Raw genomic sequence first — 16,712 nt, 5'->3', positions numbered from 1 at the left:
CGCGTGAGTCCGAGCCGGCGCGCGTCACTGTCAGAAAGGCGAAATCGTCAGCCCCAACGCCGAGCTCATGGCGGCTCGCGGCGCGCCGGGCCGCGCATCCATTGACGTCAATCAATCGCACTTCCGGGACCTGCCGGAGAGCCGGGCCGCAAGGCCTGGAGCTCTTCGCGCCGGGTTACCAGGACTTGGGGGGATCGTGGAGCGGCAGCATCAGACACGAGAGCCATGCGATGCTCATGGCGATGCTTCTCCTCCGGGTCCTCTCCCTCAGGACATGCCGCATCGGACGTGCCCGGGACGTGAACGGGGAAACCGCGGGTCCCCCTCGTGGGCCGCTGGCCCGGGCCCGAGCGCGGACCATGACGGCGCGAACCGGCGGGCCCACGCGCCCGTGACAGGCGCGTGAACCCGAACCGCGCGGCCGCGCGCGCCGGGCCGCGGCCGCGCGCGAGCGGCCTCTCGCCGGCGCTTCCGATCGCAGGGCCCGCGGACTATCCTGCCGGCCGTCAGCGAGATCGAAGATGGCCATCGAGAATCGGCAGAAGATCCCCGTCCCACGTCGCTCCTTTTTGTGGTCGCTCAACGAGACGTCGGGCGAGATCCTCACCCACATCGGACCGACCGAGTTCACGCCCAGCGCCAACGACCGGATCGTGCGGTCGAACGGGCGCGGCGGCTACGAGCCGGCGCCGATGGAGGCGCGGCCCTTCATCATCGCCCGCGACGGCGAGTACGTCCTGCTCGAGAACCCCGTCTACGCCGATCACCCCGAGGGCCCCAACGGCTCGTACGTGCCCGGCGGCAACAAGGAGAAGGAGCTGCGGCTCGGGACCAAGAAGATCATCCCCGGCCCGTGCGCCTTCGCCTTGTGGCCCGGTCAGTCGGCCGAGGTCCGACCGGCGCACAAGCTCAACGCCAATCAGTATCTCCTGGTCGAGGTCGTCGGTCCGCTCGACGAGACCGCGCCCTACTTCCGCCTCGTGATCGAGTCGGCCGGCCTCTCGAGCGTCGTCATCGACGGCGCCGAGGACGACACGGCCCGCCGCAGCCAGCCCGAGCCGGCCACCAAGGCCCAGCCCTCGCAGCTGCGGATCGGCCAGCGCATCGTCATCCAGGGCCGGCACACGCAATTCTTCATCCCGCCGACCGGCATCGAGGTCGTGCCCGCGCTCGAGGAGACCGAGGCCCGCGGCCGCGAGGACGACGGCGTGGCGACCCTGCCCGCGGCCGCGCAGGAGGAGCTGGCCAAGCTGCTGGCGCAGGTCGGCGAGGGCATGTCGGTCAAGCAGTTCAGCGTGGTGAAGAACGAGATCCGTCACCGCCAGGACCTCACCAGCGGCGAGCGCGGCGTGATCCTCGCGACCCTCGACGAGGCGTGGAACGACCGCGCCTCGCAGAAGCGGCAGCGCACCGCCGACGGCGGCCGCGGCGTCGCGGCCGATCCGTACGCGCGGCGGGCCGTCGTCCTGGGGCCCAAGAACTTCTGCTTCCTGTTCGACGCCGACGGCAACCCGCGGATCGTCCGCGGCCCCGCGCGCGTGTTCCCCGGCCCGCACGACACCTTCCTGCAGCGCGGCTCGCGGCGGCGGGTCTACGACGCCTACGAGCTCGGCGAGCACCAGGCGCTGTACCTCCGCATCATCACCCCGATCGGGCGCGACGAGCTGAGCAAGCGGCTCCCCCGGGCACCCCGATAGGCCGCGACCACTACGAGGCCGGCGCCGAGCTGCTGGTGCGCGGCCTGCCGAGCGTGTTCTTCCCGTTCATCGAGGCCGAGGTGCTGAACCCGGTCACGCGCGAGCCCCACGTCGGCAACGACCACGACAACGTCGTCATCGATGCGATCGGCATCGATCAGAAGTCGGGCGTCTACGTCCGCGACCAGCGGACCGGCATGGTCAAGATGGTCCGCGGCGAGACCTCGTACCTCGTCGACCCGCGCGGCGAGGAGCACGTGCAGCGGCGGATCCCGCACGACAAGTGGAACCTGTGGATCGGCCACGCCGAGCCGCACAAGCTCACCACCGCCGAGGTCGTCACCCCGTGGGCGCTGTCGGTCATCGTGCCCAACAACGAGGCGGTGCTGATCACCTCGCGGCACGGCCGGCGCGTCGTCGTCGGCCCGCGCACCGAGCTGCTCGAGTACGAGGAGCAGCTGACCGCGCTCAAGCTGTCGAAGGGCAAGACCAAGGACGGCCACACCACCGTCACCACCTGCTTCCTGCGCGTGCAGGGCGGGCGGGTCGCCGACAACTTCGAGATCGAGTCGGCCGACTTCGTCCGCTTCAAGGTCAAGCTCGGGCTCGCCGGCCACTTCGAGGGCGAGCCCGAGAAGTGGTTCCACGTCGAGGATCCGGTCAAGCTGCTCGCCGACACCGTGCGCGCGCGCGTGCGCGAGGCGGCGCGGGTGCTGTCGGCCACGCAACTGCTGATCGAGTTCCCGGCGGTCGTGCGCAAGACCTTGCTCGACGGCGACGACGGCCTGCTCCGCTTCGTCGACAACGGCATGGTCCTGAGCGGCGTCGACGTGCTCGGCTTCCAGGTCGCCGACGCCGCCCTCTCCGAGCTGTTCGCCAACGTCCAGCGCGAGGCCGTGTCGCTGCAGCTGCAAGATCAACAGTCGCGCCGCCGCCTCGAGAGCACTCGCCTGCGCGACGCCCTCGACGCCGACGAGCACGCCCTGCAGCGCGGCGCCAGCCAGCGCATGGCCGAGACCCAAAAGCTCGAGGCCCAGGACGAGCACGCCATCACCGCGCTCAAGCAGCAGCTCGTGGCCGGCCGCGACGCCGACGCCCTGCGCTTCAAGCAACAGCTCGATCGCCTGCTCTTCGAGGCCTCGCGCGACCGCGACCGCGAGCAGGGCGAGCTCGCCGCCGCCGCGCGGGTGCTGGCCGCCGAGTCCGAGGCCAAGGCGCGCGCGCTGGTCGACCGCGCCGCCGAGGAGCACGCGCGCGCCCTCGCCGAGGTCGAGCAGGCCCGCGCGGCCGCGCTCGCCCAGGCCGACGCCGTCCGCCTCGGCGCCCTGCAGCACGAGCTCGTCGGCGCCCTGCAGGCCGCCGCCGACAGCGAGGTCCTCAAGGCCGCCGCCAGCAACATGAACCTGGTCGCGCTGCTCGGCGGCAAGAGCCCGGCCGAGCTGCTGTCTCAGCTGGTGCGCGGCACCCCGATCTCGCGCACCACCGACGGCATGCGCTCGCGCGAGGCCGCCGGCAAGGACGGCAGGCCCGGCAAGCCCGAGTGACCGCGACGCTTGACGCTGGCCCCTCGCTCCGGCGATCCTCGCCGGCGAGGGGCTGCCACGTGGGCGGGAACACCAACATTAGTGAATTGGTCATCACGTCAGTCTGTCACACTGAAGGCCGCGAGTTCGATCCTCGCATGTAACAGGTGCCCGTCGGGCAGCCCCTCACTTCGGATCGAGCCGAGAACAACTGAAGAAAAGTGGTGGCTCGTCGCCGACCCACTTCCAGCCGTCGAGCGGCCCCGCCATCGGTCGCGCCGGACGTCCGCGTCTCGCGGGTCGGCTTCCGGCCCCGACCTCGTCCCTCACGGCTCGGCCCGCCGGCTCAGGACCGCGATCGGGTGATTCCCCCCGCGTCCCGCTGCGAATCGAACGTGAGCTGCGCCGTGCCGGCCCCGCCTTGTCGGCGTTCATGGGCCCCGCTACGCTCGCACATCGGCGCATCGTTGCCTGTCTCGAAGCACATGTCCATTCGAACATGTCCATGGCTCGTCGCGCTGTGCGTGTCGCTGCTCGGCGCCCGCGAGGCCGCGGCCGCGCCCTCGTGGCTCGAGCTGCGCTGGCCCGAAGTCGCCGGCTGCCCGACGCGCGAGGAGGTCGAGGCGACCGCCCTTCGGCTGACCGCGGGCGAGTCGCCGCAGCCGGTCACGGCCGAGGCCTCGATCACCGCGGACGCCGGCGGCTACGCCCTGGATCTGCGCGTCCGCGACAGCGGCGCGCAGCAGCGGACCCTGCAGAGCCCGCACTGTGAGGCGCTGGCCGGCGCGACCGCGGTGATCGTCGCCGTCGCCGCTGCGCCGATCGGCGTGTCCGCGCGGGTCACCGCCGCCCCGCCGCCCCGCGACGCCCTCGAGGTCGACCTCGCCCCGCTCCCCGTCGCAAAGCCGCCTGCGCCTGCGACCGAGCTCCCGCCTGCGCCTGCGACCGAGCTCGCTCCGACGCCCTCGGCCTCGCCGTCGCGTCGGCGGCCCGGGCTCGCGATCGGCTTCGGCGCGTCCGCCGGGATCGGACCCACTCCGCGCTTCACGGCCGGCCTGTCCGGCAATGTCTCGCTGCTGTGGCGGCGGGTCCGGCTCGACCTCCGCGGCAGCGGCTGGTTCCCCGGCCTCGCGCGCGCCTCCGATCTGCCCGGCATCGGCGTCAGGCTGCAGCTCGTCGCCGGGGCCGTGCGCGGCTGCCCGCGCCTCGTGCGGCGGACCGTCGCGCTCGAGCTGTGCGCCGGCCTCGAGCTCGGCGCGCTGCTGGCCGAGGGCGCCGGCCTGCAACAGAACGACCGCAGCCGCGGCCTGTGGGCGGCCGGCCTGCTCGCGCCGGGCGTGCGGTGGCAGCCTCTGCGCTGGCTGTCGCTCGGCGTCGAGGTCGAGGGCCTGATCGCGTTCACGCGCCGCCGCTACCGGGCCAGCGACGCCGACGCGCTGGTCTACACCGTCCCGCCGGTCGGCGTGCGGCTCGGAGGCGGCCTCGCCGTGCACTTTTTCTGACGGCTCCGCCCCGCCCCGGAGATCCCCGCGACGTCACGACCTGCGGCGCCGCGCGGATCTGCCAGCCCCGGGCCCGTCGTCGAACGGACCGACACCCGATGCCACGAATCATCCATCGCTCGCTGCTCCTCACCGTCGCGCTGCTCGTACCCGGCTGCCTGCGGCCCGCGGAGGTCATCGGCGCGACCATCACCGCGACCGACGGCGAGGGCACCCTCTCGGCCACGACCGACGACGGTCAGGGCGCGAGCACCACCACCGTCCAGGACAGCACCACCGGCCTGCCGAGCGGCGCCTACGGCTCCGCCTGCTCTTTGAAGGGTTTTCCTCCCATCCTCAACGCGACTGCCATCAGTCCTCAGCCGGACTGCGACGGCGGGATCTGCCTGCTCATCATCGACGAGAAGTATCAATGCGAGCTCGACGTCGATTGCCAGGACCTCGACCCCGCCGCGAAATGCGACGAGGGCCTCTGCGACGTGTCGGCCGACGTCCTCCTGGACGAGACGCGCTGCACCCAGACCTGCGAGACCGTCGAGGATTGCCCCGAGATCCCCGGCTGCATGACCGGGCTCATCTGCTCGGTGTTCCTCGTGTCCGACGAGCTGTGCTGCCAGAAGGTCTGCGGCTGCAAAGATTCGCTGTACGTGCCCGGGGTCATGAGCCTGGAGATGCTCTGCAACGAGGAGCCCGACTGGTGCGGGTGAGCCCCGGGCGCGAGACCGTCCCTGCGACTTGCGGAGAGTCGATACCTCTCCATGGCACCATGCCCATTCATCCCGCGCCTCTCCGTCGCTCGCCGCTCACGCGCGAACAGGCTCCCGGCCCCATCTACGATTCGCCGGCTCTCGCGGCGCCGCGGCGGTCCATGCCGTGAAGGCCTGCAAAATGGTAGGGCGGACCTCGCTTCGCGTGCTCCAGTCCCGATTACCGCCTGACGGTCACGCCCCGAGGCGCCGCGAGAGCGCACCCACGGTTCAGCGCAGCATCACGACGCGCACCGCGCCCGGCTGGTGGCAATCGTGGATCGGCGGCATCGTCTGTCCATTGTCGAACGCCGACGGGTCGACCGCGAACGCGTCGGCGCCGTCGCTCGTGATCGGCACCATGAAGTTCCACGGGTACGGCGGCAGGCTGCAATCTTGCTGCGAGTACTCGTCGACGTGCCACGCGCCCCAGCAGCCCTCGGCCGACCCGTGGAAGCCCGTGCACAGCTCCGTGTCGCTCAGCGAGTAGCCCTTGAGCCTCGCCTCCTTGTACACCACCTTCGCCCTCGTACAGAGCGGCAGCCCTTCGCCGCTGAAGATCGCCGCCGCGTCGGTCAGCAGGTAATCGTCGCCGCCGCAGTCGATCCGCATCTCCGCCACTTGCGGCAGGAGCAGCTCGATCGGCTCCTTCTTGATCCGGAAGCGCGGCTCCTCCGGCAGGTCCGAGTTGACCGCGCTGTCGACGAACAGCGGCGTCCCGATCGGCTCCTCGCGCGGGCTGCGTTCGATCACCGTCCAGCCGCCGCCTGCGGTCTGCATGTCGCAATAGACCGGCAGCGGCGGGTAGGCGCCCGCGCCGTCCACATCGACCATATACACGCCCGAGTCCGAGAGCGGCGCGAACTGGCGGACATCGGCGCACGTCCGCGGCACCTTGCAATCGATACAGCCGTCGTCGGCCTCCGTATTGAGGTCCTCGCACTCCTCCCCGCCCTCGACCGCCCCGTCGCCGCACATCTCCATCACGAACGTCATGCCCGTGGTCGTCGAGGCCGTCGACGTCGTCGTCACCGGCCAATGCGTGTCCTCGTGCTCCGTCGTCGTCCCCGGCTCGACGGTCGTGCCCGCGCTCGTCGTGCTCGTCGTCGTCGACAGCACCCCGGTCGTCGTGCCGTCGACCTTCGTCGTCGCCCCGTCGGACTCGCTCCCCGTCGGCAGCGGCTCTTCGAACTGCGGGTTGCGGTCGAGACACGCCGTCGACCCCGCCACCGCCACCATCAACCCCGCACCGAGCAAGCCAGGTCGCATCCTCTCGGTGTAGTCGAGTGCGCCGCCGCCAGCAATTCCCGACGCTCGGGCGAGATCGCGCCACGCGTCGAGAACGGCGCAGGACCGCCCGCGCGCGGCTTCGGCGCGGCTTGACGCGGCCCCTCGCGGGCGGTCATCCTCGCCGCGAGGGGCCGCCACGTGGGCGGGCGTCATCTATCTTTGGCGAAACTGGTAAACGCGTCGGATTCAAGATCTGAAAATGTGGGTTCGATTCCCGCATGATTTACGGCATCCGTCGGGCGGCCCCTCATTGACGATTCAGCGCACCATGACCCGGCGCACCGCGCCCGGCTCGTGGCAGTCGTGGTCGGGGTCGGCGCTCTGCGGGTCGACCGCGAACGCGTCGGTCGACGGCGGCGCGACCGCCTCGTTGTTGCCGGCCCACGGATAGGCGCTGAGCAGGCAATCGTACTGGTTCTCCTCGTCGATGCTCCACGCGCCCGGGCACTGGCCGTCGCCGAGGCCGACGAACACCGTGCACAGCTGCACGTTCGTCAGCTTGTACTGCTTGAACTCCGCCTCCTGGTAGAGCACCGGGCCCGCGTTGGCGCAGCCCGGCGGGGCGAACTCGCCGGCGAACAGCGACTGCGCGGCCGTCAGCAGGTGATCGGTGCCGCCGCAGTCGAGCCGCATCGCCGTCGAGTTGACGGCGAACACGCCCATCGCCATCCGCGGCATGCGGTAGCGCGGCGCCAGCGGATCGCCCGGGTTCTCGGGCACGTCCTTGAACAGCGCCTTGCCGATCGGGTCGCCCCGCGGGCTGCGCTCCATCAGCGTCCAGCCGCCGCCGGCGGTCGTCATGTCGCAGTACACCGGGATGAGCGGCATCATCTCCGGCCCGTCGGGGTCGACGTAATGCTGGCCGTCGCTCGCCTGCGGATCGCTGTCGAGGATCTCCTTACAGGTGTGCGGGACCAGGCAAGCGACGCAGCCGTCGCTCGGATCGAAGTTGCCGTCGTCGCACGTCTCCACGCCGGCCTGCACGAAGCCGTCGCCGCAGGCCGCGGTCGTGCACTGCGTCGTGCAGGCGCCCTCGTCGCTGTTGTCGGCGCCCTCGTCGCACTGCTCGGGGCCCTCGGGCACGCCGTCGCCGCACGTCCACGGGTCGCCGGTCGAGAACCACTCCGTCGTGCTGGTCGACAGCGGCCACGACGCGCTGGCCTCGGTGTCCGCGGTCAAACCAGTCGTCTCGCTCCCCGTCGTCTCGTTCCCGGTCGTCGTCGTCGTCGACGACGCGCTCGTCGAGCTCGTCGGCGGCGCGGAGGTCGTGCCCCCGGTCGTCGGCACCTGCGTCGTGCCCGAGGCAGCGCCCGAAGCGGTCGGCTCCTCGAACCACGGGTTCGAATCGAGGCAGCCGGTCGTCATCGCGGCGGCGACGACACCCGCGACAAGCTCGCTCCGCTGTGCACGCATGATTTTCTGTGTAGTCGACGCCGACGCCGCCGACAATCGGCCCGCACACGCGGGAGCGCACGCTTGCGCCCGCCGCTCAGCGCAGGAGCACCGCGCGGATGGCCCCCGGCTTGTGACAATCGTGGAGCTCCGGCTCGACGACCGACGGATCGGCCGCGAAGATGTCGGAGTACAGCGTGGTGAACATCTGCCCGTCGATCCACGGCGTGCTGGACAGCGCGCACAGCTCCTGCTCCTGCTCGTCGATGCGCCACGCGCCCGGGCACTCGCCGTCGAGGAAGCCGGTGAAGCCGGTGCACAGCTCGACGTCGGTCAGCACGATGTCGTTCAGCTGCGCCTCCTTGTAGAGCACCTTGCCGTAGTTGGCGCAGATCTCCGGGTTGTCTTTGCCCGCGAACAGGAAGGCCGAGTCGGTCCACAGGTGGTCGACGCCGCCGCACTCGATCCACATCTCGTTCGAGTGCTGTCCCACCACGACCATCGCCGCGTTGCCCATGCGATAGCGCGAGTTCGTCGGTTCGTCGTAGTTGACCTCGACGTCTGCGAACAGCGCGCGCCCGATCGGGTCGGCGAACGGGCTGCGCTCGATCCGGGTCCAGCCGCCGCCCTTCAACGTCATGTCGCAGTAGACCGGCACCAGCGGCCCCGGCCCGGGCCCGTCCGGATCCATCACGTAGAGCCCCGAGGGGACGCCGGGGGCCCGGTCGAGCACCTCCTTGCACACGTGCGGCTCGAAGCACTTCACGCAGCCGTCGGCCGGATCGTCGTTGAGGTCCTCGCAGTACTCCACGTCGGTCTGGATCAGCCCGTCGCCGCACTTCGCCAGCTTGCACGTGCTGGTGCAGGCCGCGGTGTCGGCGTTCATCGGGCCGTCGTCGCACTCCTCGTCGGGCGTCAAGATGCCGTCGCCGCAGCCCACCGGCGGCATCGTCGTCATGCCCGTCGTCAGCCCGTCGGTCGTCGTCATGCCCGTCGTCAGCCCGTCGGTCGGATCGAACGCCGTCGTCGCCGACTCGCTCCCGGACGCCGCGGTGGGCGAGCCGGTCGTCCCCTGGGAGGTCGCGTCGACCGTCGGATCTCCCGTGGTGGTGGCGCTGCCCGAGCCGCTCGCGGTCGGCAGTTGCGGCTCTTCGAACTCCGGGTTCCGATCGAGGCAACCCGTCAGCGCCGCGACCGCGACGATCCCCGTGCTCGCTCGCCAGCGGACCGCGTGCGTCACCATCGTCTTGGTGTAAACGAGGCGCTCGCGGCCGACAATCGCGGCTTTCCGCGCGAATTGCCCCGCGCGTCGCTCGCCGGCGCGCACTCGCCACTTTCACGCCTGCGCCGTTCGGCGCTAGCCTTGAGACAGACGGCCGCGCCACGACGGGCGGGTCGTACTTCCCCGTGAGCAACCAGCCCCCCGACACGCTGCGCGACTCTCCCGACACGCTGCGCGGGGAGGCATCGACGCCACGCTCGTCGCTGCCACGCCGGCGCAGATGGTCGCCCCTCGGCCCCGCGACGAGATGTACGAGACGCTCGACCGACCGCTCGAGGACTCGCTCGCCCAGGCCCGCGCCACCACCCTCGCGCTCGATCAGACCCGGCCCTCGCACCCGGGCGCGCTCGTCGGCCCCGTGGCCGCTCCGCCCCGCTTCGGCCGCTTCGCCGTCCTGCGCACCCTCGGCGAGGGCGGCATGGGCGTCGTCTACGCCGCCTACGACGAGGAGCTCGACCGCCGGATCGCCATCAAGGTCCTCCGCGACGCCGCCCAGGATCCGAACGCCCGCGACCGCATGGTCCGCGAGGCCCAGGCGATGGCCCGGCTGTCGCACCCCAACGTCGTCCAGGTCCACGAGATCAACCAGCAGGGCGGCCAGATCTACGTCGCCATGGAGTTCGTCAAGGGCCTGACCCTTCGGGCATGGCTCTCGGAACAGAAGCGATCGTGGCGCGAGATCCGGGACATGTTCGTGCAGGCCGGGCGCGGCCTGGCGGCGGCGCACGCCGAGGGCCTGGTGCACCGCGACTTCAAGCCCGACAACGTCCTCATCGGCAACGACGCGCGCGCGCGTGGCCGACTTCGGCCTGGCGGGGACCGCCGGCCAGCAGCCGAGCCCGGCCCCCGAGAGCGTCGGCGACAGCGTCGCCCTCCGCGTCGGCCGGCACAACGCCTTCAGCACCGCGCTGACGATGGCCGGCACGATCATGGGCACGCCGGCGTACATGTCGCCGGAGCAGCACCGCGGCGAGGCCACCGACGCGGGCTCCGACCAGTTCAGCTTCTGCGTCGCCCTGTGGACCGCGCTGTATCATCAGCCCCCGTTCGCCGGCGACAACTTGCTCGACCTCGCCGACAGCGTGTGCTCCGGCCAGCTCATCAAGCCTCCGCCGGGTGACGTGCCGGCGTTCATCCACGACGCTCTGGTCCGCGGCCTCGCGGCCCTGCCGGCCCAGCGTCACCCGTCGATGGACGCGCTGCTCGCCGAGCTCACCCGCGACCTCGCGCTCGCGCGTCCGAGCCGCTGGCGCAGCGTCGCGGTGGCCGTCGCCGCCGCCGCCGTGGCCGCCGTCGCCGTCCTGTTCGCCACGCGCGAGCGCCCGCCCACCCCCGAAGAGCTGGCCCACATCGCCCAGCTGGCCGCCGACGCCCGCGCCGCCGGCAGCGCCGCCCACTGGGTGTACCCGCCGGCGTCTGACCCGAAGGACACGTCGATCCTCCGGGTCGTCGCGCTCGACCGCACCGAGGGCCCGGCCGAACGCCCCGCGCGCGACGAGGCCCAGAAGCTGCGCAAGGAGTTCGCCGACGCCCTCGCCGAGCTCGGCGACACCTACTGGGACACGGACGCCGGCAAGCCGTTCGCGCGCGACTTCTACTCGCAGGCGCTGGTGTTCCAGCCCGACCACCCCAAGGCGCGCGAGCGCGGCCTCTACACCCCGGGGCAGATGGCCGAGCTGCTGGCCAAGGCCGAGCGCGGCGAGTTCACCGCCGCCGACGTCGCCGCCGCCGAGCTGCTCGAGATCCTCGCCGACCACGACCGCGGCCACCGCGACGAGCGCCTGCGCAAGTTCGTGCGCGAGCGCGGCGCGGCCACCCAGACCGAATTGCTGGCCGCGCTGCTCGGCCCCGACGCGCTGCGGGATGTCCCGCAGGACATGCCCGAACAGTCAGCCGATCCCGCGCCCGCCGCGACGCCCGAGCCCACCCCCGAGCCGCCGCCGGTCGTGGTCGCCGTCGCGCCGACGCCCGAGCCGCCGCGCCCGCGCCCGGGCAAGCCGGAGCCGAAGACCGAGACGAAGGCCGCCCCGCCGACCCCCGCCCCGCCGGCCGCGGAGCCCGAGGAGCAGCGGCGCAGGCGGCCCAGGACAGGGCCCGCTCCGACGAGCTGACGCAGGAGGGCGAGGCGGCCCGCCGCCGCGGCGACTTCGCGGCCGCCGAGCGCGCCTTCAACCAGGCGCTCGCGGCCTACAACCGCAACGGCGCGGCGCTGATGGGCCTGTCCGACGTCGAGTTCGACCGCGGCCACTTCGAGCAGGCGGTGGTGTTCGCCGAGCGGGCGGTCAAGGCCGAGCCGAAGAAGGGCGACTTCCGGATCCGCCTCGGCGACGCCTACTTCAAGGTCCTGCGCTACCCCGACGCCAAGTCCCAGTACGACAAGGCCGCCGAGCTCGGCCACGCCAAGGCGGCCGGCCGCCTCGACAAGGTCAAGGAGAAGATCGGTGGCTGAGGCCATGTTGTTCCGGACATGTCTTTTAGAGCCTGTCGCCGTGGACATGTCCCGCCACGCCCCGCGCGCGGCCGCCAAGGAGGAGCCCGGTGGCTGAGTCCATGTTCCGAAGGACATGTCCTGGCATCCATGTGCTTTTGGCCATGTCGCTGACCGCCGCGCCCGCGGCCGCCCAGCCGGCCCCGGGCGCCCCGGTCCCCGCCTCCGCGGCGCCCGAGGCCGACGCGCCGAAGCTGGCGATCGCGCCGATCGCCATCAGCGGGGCCGACGATCCGCTGCTCGCCTCGCAGCTCGAGCAGGACCTGCGCGGCGGCCTCGCGCGCGGCCGCCTGCAGCTGCTCGACGCCGAGGCGGTGGCCCGCGTGGCCGCCGGCTCGTGCAGCGAGGACGCCTGCCTCGAGCGGCTGCGCGACCAGCTCGGCGCCGCGTTCGTGCTGCGGGCCCAGGTCACCGTCAGCGATCGCGACTACACCCTGCGGCTCGAGCTCGTCGCCACCCGCGACCTCGGGCGCGCGGCCGAGAGCGAGCGCGGCTGCGAGCTGTGCGGCCTGGCCGAGCTGCGGGCGCTGACCGCCGACCAGGCCGCGCGCCTTTTGGCCAAGCTCGACGCCCTGGCCAAGCCGCCTCCGGCCTTCGAGATCGCTACCACCCCGCCCGGCGCGCTGGTGTTCATCGACGGCCAGCTGGTCGGCGCCGCGCCGGTCGAGCGCAACGTGCTCGAGGGCAAACATGTCGTTCGGGTCATGTCCGAAGGGTACGTCCCGGAGGAGCGCGAGCTGGTCGCGGTGGCCGGCCTGCGCGAGAGCCTGCAGATCGACCTGCGGCGCACGCCCGAGACCCTCAAGCTGCGCGGCGCCGGCTGGGGCCTCTTGTTCACCGGCATCCCCCTGTTCGGCATCGGCCTCGGCCTGCTGGCGCTCGACGGGGAAGAGTACCGCGGGCGCTGCACCGGCCCCGACGTCGACCTCGCGGGCCGCTGCCGCTTCGTGTTCGACACCGACTGGGGCGGCGCCGCGGTGCTGGCCGCGGGCGCGCTGCTCGGCACCGCCGGCACGATGCTGCTGTTGCGCACCCGCGACCGCGGCAAGACCCGCCTGCGCGCGCGTCTCGGGCCCACCTACATCGGCCTCAGCGGCGCATTCTGAGCGATCGGGAGTAATCGGCGGCACAGCCGAACTGTCGCACCTGCGCCGCCGACACCTGTCCGATCGCCGTTCGAGCCGCGACGCCGCCTCGCCGCGACGGACCGACGCAGCGGCGCCGCGCGCGACCTGCTCGTGGCGCAGGTCATCGCCGCCGGATTGCCGCCCCCCGCGCTCCGCCCAGACTTGGGTCGAGCCCGTCGGTGTGTTCGTACGATGTCCAGCAGCAGCGATCTCGTGGCGCGAACGTACGCGCCGCGGCCTCGCTCGTCCTCCGCGACGGGCGACGATCGCCCGCCTTCACCCGACCGGCGGCGCGGCGCCCCGCGTCGGGCCCGAGTTTGGACGTCGCCGGTGTCGTCTCTGCGTGTGTCGGGCTGACGCGCAGCGGCGCACCGGCGGCGTCCGAAGCCTGCGCAGGGCTCAGGCCCGCCGGTCGTCGAGCAACGGCTCCAACGTCAGCTCGGCGGCGCGATAGGCCCGCAGCTCGTCGATGCGCGGGTCGACGGCCAGGCGCGCGAACAGCTGCCGCGCGTGCGTCGGGCTCGGGAAGTTGAGGCTCACCACCAGCTGCTGCTGCACCTCGGCCGGCATGTCCTCGAAGCCGCGGCCGAGCCGCTGGGCGTCGATGGCCCCGCGGATCTGGAACTGCTCGCGCAGCGCCTTGGCCCGGCTCTCGCCGACGTACACGAACAGCAGCGCCTGGTCCTGCCAGTCGCAGATCCGCTGCAGGTTGAGCGACGAGTTGAAGAACAGCCGCGGCGCCGGCACGAACGCCAGCGCGTGGACCGACGTCACGTTCTCCTCCTGCAGGCGCTGGCTGTCCTCCGCGCCGACGCCCTCGATCACGCGCAGGCCGATGCCCGGCTCGACGGCCTCGACCTCGGTGCCGAGCAGCGCGGCCGCGCGGTTCGACACCGCGATGAAGGCCCGGTCGCCGAGCAGCCCGACGGCGATGCCCATGGCGATGCTGGCCTGCGCGGTCTTCGGATCGGTGCTCGACACGGTGAGGCACGCGAGCAGCCCGCCGCTGACCACGCACAGGCCGAACGAGCGGGCCGCGTCGGCGAAGGTGCGGGTGGTCGCGTCGTAGCCGGCGATCCGCACCAGGATCCGGCCCACCGACAGCATGAACGACGTCGTCGCCGTGCTCAGCACCGTCCACGCGACCCAGATGTGCCAGGTCGGTAGCTCGCCGCCGAGGTTGGGGAACAGCTGCGACGGCGGCAAGTGGATCCCCAGGATGCAGAACGCCAGCATCGCCGACGCCAGCAGGCCGAACACGCCGACCTGCGGCAGCAGCCCCGACTCGTAGCGCATCTGCGCCCGCCCGCGCTCGTAGGCCCACGTCGCCTGGCAGCGCGCCTTGACCTCGTCCGGCAGCGCCGCCTCGGCCGGCGCGTCGCGGCACAGCAGGTTGAAGTTCCGCCGCGAGAAGCGGAACAGGATCATGCGCGCGACGATGTGCAGCATCACGTTCGGCAGCGCGACGAGCACCGCCAGCAGCAGCGGCACGGTCTTCAGCGTGACGAGCCCGAGCGGCGCCACGGTGCCCTCGCCGATCACCCCGTCGAGCGACGCGTACGTCGACACCAGCAGCGCCATCCAGGCCAGGAACGCCATCAGCCGCGCCCAGCCGTACGTCATCGCCGCCGCGAGCAGGCGATAGAACCCGTCGCGCGCGCGGTCCTGCGAATCGGGGGCCGTCACCGCCTCATTGTCCGCCGTTTGCCGGGCCGAGGGAACGCGCACGGTCGCGCGGGCCGCGGGCGCTGCCGGGCGGATGCGAGCGCGGGGCCGCGTCGATCCGCGCGCCGACAGCCCACACTCCTGCGAACGCCGGCGCCGCGCCCATCCGCAGCGCTCGGCCACGGCCGTCGCCGCGGCATACGAAGAGCCGCCTCCGATCTGTCCCATCGAACATGTCTACATGGACATTCACCGCGAGTGCGGAGTCCAGTCATTGCCATGCCAGGTCGGCGCGCGAACGGAGACGCGGCGCTGCCTGCATTCGAGCCCGGCTGGGGCGCCGCCGACCCACGCCGGAGGCCCGTCGGCCGTGCGCCGCGTCTGGCAGGCGCCGCGGGCGCGACCGCCACCGCGGGCAATCACCACAGCGCCCCGCGTGATGCGTCGCCGGCGATTGACAGCTCCGGCAGCTCTCGACCAATTGAAGGGACTGCCATGACTTCGCTTCGCTCGCTCCTGCTCGTGCTGCCGACGCTGGCCCTCGCCTGCTCCAAACCCGACGCCGACACCGACGGCGCATCGTCGAGCTCGACCTCCTCATCCTCGTCGTCCTCGACCTCGTCGCCGACCACCGGCCTGCCCGACCCGACCGAGGAGTCGCCCACGGTCACCGAGGGCACCCCCGGCTGCGAGGACTTCGTCTACCTCCTCGACGTCACCCCGCTGAAGGCGGACGAGGCGGTCGAGTTCGTCTCGGTCGCCGCGCTCGGCCCGAAGACCGCGCTCGCCCTGACCGCCGACGGTCGACTGTTCCGCCCCGACGACGGCGGCGTGTTCCATCCTCTCGCGCTGCCCGCAGATCCGGCCCTCAAGCGGGTCGAGCGGATCGATCTCGACCGCTGGATGGTCGTCGGCGACGGCGGTGTCGCCCACCGCAGCGATGACGGCGGCGACACCTGGGTCCCCGTCGATCTCGGCACCGAGGCCGCGCTGCGCGACGTCGTGTTCTTCAACTTCATCGTCGACGGCGAGCTCTCGCTGCACGGGGTCGCCGTCGGCGACGGCGTGATCGTGCGCTCCGCCGACGCCGGCGCGACCTGGCAGCCGGTCGCCCTCGATCCGGCCGCCACCGGCTCGTTCCGCGCCGTCACCGGCAGTCCGCTGGTCGCGGTCGGCGACGGCGGCCTGGCGGTCCACAGCGTCGACGCCGGCCTCACCTGGGCCCGCGTCGACACCGGCACGACCGAGGACCTCGTGCGGATCGCCGAGGTCTACGACGAGGCCGCCGTCGTCACCGCCACCGGCAAGGTCCTGCATCAGGCCGCCAAGGAGGTCTCGTTCTACCCGGACGACCCTGCGATCCCGGTCCTCGGCCTCGCCCGCGTCTACGACATCTTCACCGCCCTCTACGACGACGGCACGCTCGGCGGGTGGCCCGAGTCCTCCATGCTCGCCGAGCCCACGCCGGTCGGCGCCGGCGCTCGCGTGGTCTCCCGCGGCAGCACCGTCGGCGCGCTGATCGCCGGCGAGGACGGCCTGCTCGCCTTCGTCACGCTCACGCCGAAGGAGACCTGCGAGTCGCCGGAGATCTGAGCCGCGCCGCCGCTCGGCAGGGCGGACCGCTGGTCGCATGTCCGCTCCGACATGTCCTCTTCGCCACGTCGGCCCGCGGGCTCACCCGTTCGCCATGTCCGTTCCGACATGTCCTCTTCGCCACGTCGGCCCGCGGGCTCACCCGTTCGCCATGTCCGTTCCGACATGTCCTCTTCGCCACGTCGGCACACGGGCTCACCCGCGCGCCATGGCCGTTCTGACATGTCCTCTTCGCCACGTCGCGCCGCGGCCGCTCGACGAACGGCACGTCCTGGTCGCCGCGCCGCTGCGCCAGCTCCGAGCCTCGACTGCGGCCCGCGTCATCGACATGTCCTTCGAGACCTCCTCCGCCCGGTCGCCCGCCTCGCGCCGCGCACCTGCTCGCTGCGACGCCGCGCACACCGACG

The 16,712-nt window shown here is 72.3% G+C and carries 12 protein-coding genes, 1 tRNA gene and 1 pseudogene; 10 read left to right on the top strand and 4 right to left on the bottom strand.

The window, feature by feature from the left end:
- The first annotated feature begins 521 nt into the window (after positions 1-521).
- The 5 genes from OV079_RS06150 (at position 522) to OV079_RS06130 (ending at position 5,429) form a co-directional block, all read left to right on the top strand.
- Complete coding sequence (locus OV079_RS06150; protein ID WP_267766794.1) at positions 522-1,697, top strand: hypothetical protein; 1,176 nt, start codon at positions 522-524, stop codon at positions 1,695-1,697.
- A gap of 35 nt (positions 1,698-1,732) precedes the next feature.
- Positions 1,733-3,241 carry a hypothetical protein gene (locus tag OV079_RS06145; protein ID WP_267766793.1) on the top strand — a complete coding sequence of 503 codons (1,509 nt, stop codon included), beginning with the start codon at positions 1,733-1,735 and terminating at the stop codon, positions 3,239-3,241.
- 75 nt (positions 3,242-3,316) lie between these two features.
- Positions 3,317-3,383: transfer RNA gene (locus OV079_RS06140), tRNA-Asp, on the top strand.
- 322 nt (positions 3,384-3,705) lie between these two features.
- Positions 3,706-4,722 carry a hypothetical protein gene (locus OV079_RS06135; RefSeq protein ID WP_267766792.1) on the top strand — a complete coding sequence of 339 codons (1,017 nt, stop codon included), beginning with the start codon at positions 3,706-3,708 and terminating at the stop codon, positions 4,720-4,722.
- 98 nt (positions 4,723-4,820) lie between these two features.
- The gene (locus OV079_RS06130; protein WP_267766791.1) at positions 4,821-5,429 is read left to right on the top strand and encodes a hypothetical protein; all 609 of its coding nucleotides are present in this window, start codon (positions 4,821-4,823) and stop codon (positions 5,427-5,429) included.
- Between the two features lie 270 nt (positions 5,430-5,699).
- On the opposite strand, the gene OV079_RS06125 is transcribed toward OV079_RS06130, so the two are convergent.
- From OV079_RS06125 to OV079_RS06115, 3 genes are all read right to left on the bottom strand, one after another.
- Entirely contained in the window at positions 5,700-6,737 is a 1,038-nt protein-coding gene (locus OV079_RS06125; RefSeq protein WP_267766790.1) for a fibrinogen-like YCDxxxxGGGW domain-containing protein, read from the bottom strand.
- A gap of 279 nt (positions 6,738-7,016) precedes the next feature.
- On the bottom strand, positions 7,017-8,123 hold the full coding sequence (locus OV079_RS06120) for a fibrinogen-like YCDxxxxGGGW domain-containing protein (protein WP_267766789.1): 1,107 nt from the start codon (positions 8,121-8,123) through the stop codon (positions 7,017-7,019).
- Positions 8,124-8,247: 124 nt separating this feature from the next.
- Entirely contained in the window at positions 8,248-9,393 is a 1,146-nt protein-coding gene (locus OV079_RS06115) for a fibrinogen-like YCDxxxxGGGW domain-containing protein (RefSeq protein ID WP_267766788.1), read from the bottom strand.
- 259 nt (positions 9,394-9,652) lie between these two features.
- Between OV079_RS06115 and OV079_RS57345 the strand changes: the two are divergent.
- The 4 genes and pseudogenes from OV079_RS57345 to OV079_RS06100 form a co-directional block, all read left to right on the top strand.
- Positions 9,653-10,159 (top strand): annotated as a pseudogene (locus OV079_RS57345) (protein kinase domain-containing protein); the annotation flags it as partial.
- 67 nt (positions 10,160-10,226) lie between these two features.
- On the top strand, positions 10,227-11,543 hold the full coding sequence (locus OV079_RS06110; RefSeq protein WP_267766786.1) for a serine/threonine-protein kinase: 1,317 nt from the start codon (positions 10,227-10,229) through the stop codon (positions 11,541-11,543).
- Entirely contained in the window at positions 11,540-11,881 is a 342-nt protein-coding gene (locus OV079_RS06105) for a tetratricopeptide repeat protein (protein ID WP_267778469.1), read from the top strand. Before OV079_RS06110 ends, OV079_RS06105 begins: the two co-directional genes overlap by 4 nt.
- A 143-nt stretch (positions 11,882-12,024) precedes the next feature.
- Positions 12,025-13,026, top strand: a complete 1,002-nt coding sequence (locus OV079_RS06100; protein ID WP_267766784.1) for a PEGA domain-containing protein — start codon at positions 12,025-12,027, stop codon at positions 13,024-13,026.
- A gap of 420 nt (positions 13,027-13,446) precedes the next feature.
- Here OV079_RS06100 and OV079_RS06095 read toward each other — a convergent pair whose 3' ends face one another.
- The gene (locus OV079_RS06095) at positions 13,447-14,733 is read right to left on the bottom strand and encodes a hypothetical protein (RefSeq protein WP_267766783.1); all 1,287 of its coding nucleotides are present in this window, start codon (positions 14,731-14,733) and stop codon (positions 13,447-13,449) included.
- 474 nt (positions 14,734-15,207) lie between these two features.
- Between OV079_RS06095 and OV079_RS06090 the strand changes: the two genes are divergently transcribed.
- Complete coding sequence (locus tag OV079_RS06090) at positions 15,208-16,305, top strand: WD40/YVTN/BNR-like repeat-containing protein (protein WP_267766782.1); 1,098 nt, start codon at positions 15,208-15,210, stop codon at positions 16,303-16,305.
- The last annotated feature ends 407 nt before the right edge of the window (positions 16,306-16,712 follow it).

The organism is Nannocystis pusilla (assembly GCF_026626665.1).
Lineage (GTDB): Bacteria > Myxococcota_A > Polyangia > Nannocystales > Nannocystaceae > Nannocystis > Nannocystis pusilla.
The sequence above is the reverse complement of the archived record's forward strand: the minus strand, read 5'-3'. Positions and strand labels throughout refer to the sequence as shown.

Excerpts from the sequence above, each read along its gene's own strand:
- OV079_RS06150 (WP_267766794.1), top strand. The coding sequence starts at position 522 with ATGGCCATCGAGAATCGGCAGAAGATCCCCGTCCCACGTCGCTCCTTT.
- OV079_RS06135 (WP_267766792.1), top strand. The coding sequence starts at position 3,706 with ATGTCCATTCGAACATGTCCATGGCTCGTCGCGCTGTGCGTGTCGCTG.
- OV079_RS06130 (WP_267766791.1), top strand. The coding sequence starts at position 4,821 with ATGCCACGAATCATCCATCGCTCGCTGCTCCTCACCGTCGCGCTGCTC.
- OV079_RS06125 (WP_267766790.1), bottom strand. The coding sequence starts at position 6,737 with ATGCGACCTGGCTTGCTCGGTGCGGGGTTGATGGTGGCGGTGGCGGGG.
- OV079_RS06120 (WP_267766789.1), bottom strand. The coding sequence starts at position 8,123 with ATGACGACCGGCTGCCTCGATTCGAACCCGTGGTTCGAGGAGCCGACC.
- OV079_RS06115 (WP_267766788.1), bottom strand. The coding sequence starts at position 9,393 with ATGGTGACGCACGCGGTCCGCTGGCGAGCGAGCACGGGGATCGTCGCG.
- OV079_RS06100 (WP_267766784.1), top strand. The coding sequence starts at position 12,025 with ATGTCGCTGACCGCCGCGCCCGCGGCCGCCCAGCCGGCCCCGGGCGCC.
- OV079_RS06090 (WP_267766782.1), top strand. The coding sequence starts at position 15,208 with ATGACTTCGCTTCGCTCGCTCCTGCTCGTGCTGCCGACGCTGGCCCTC.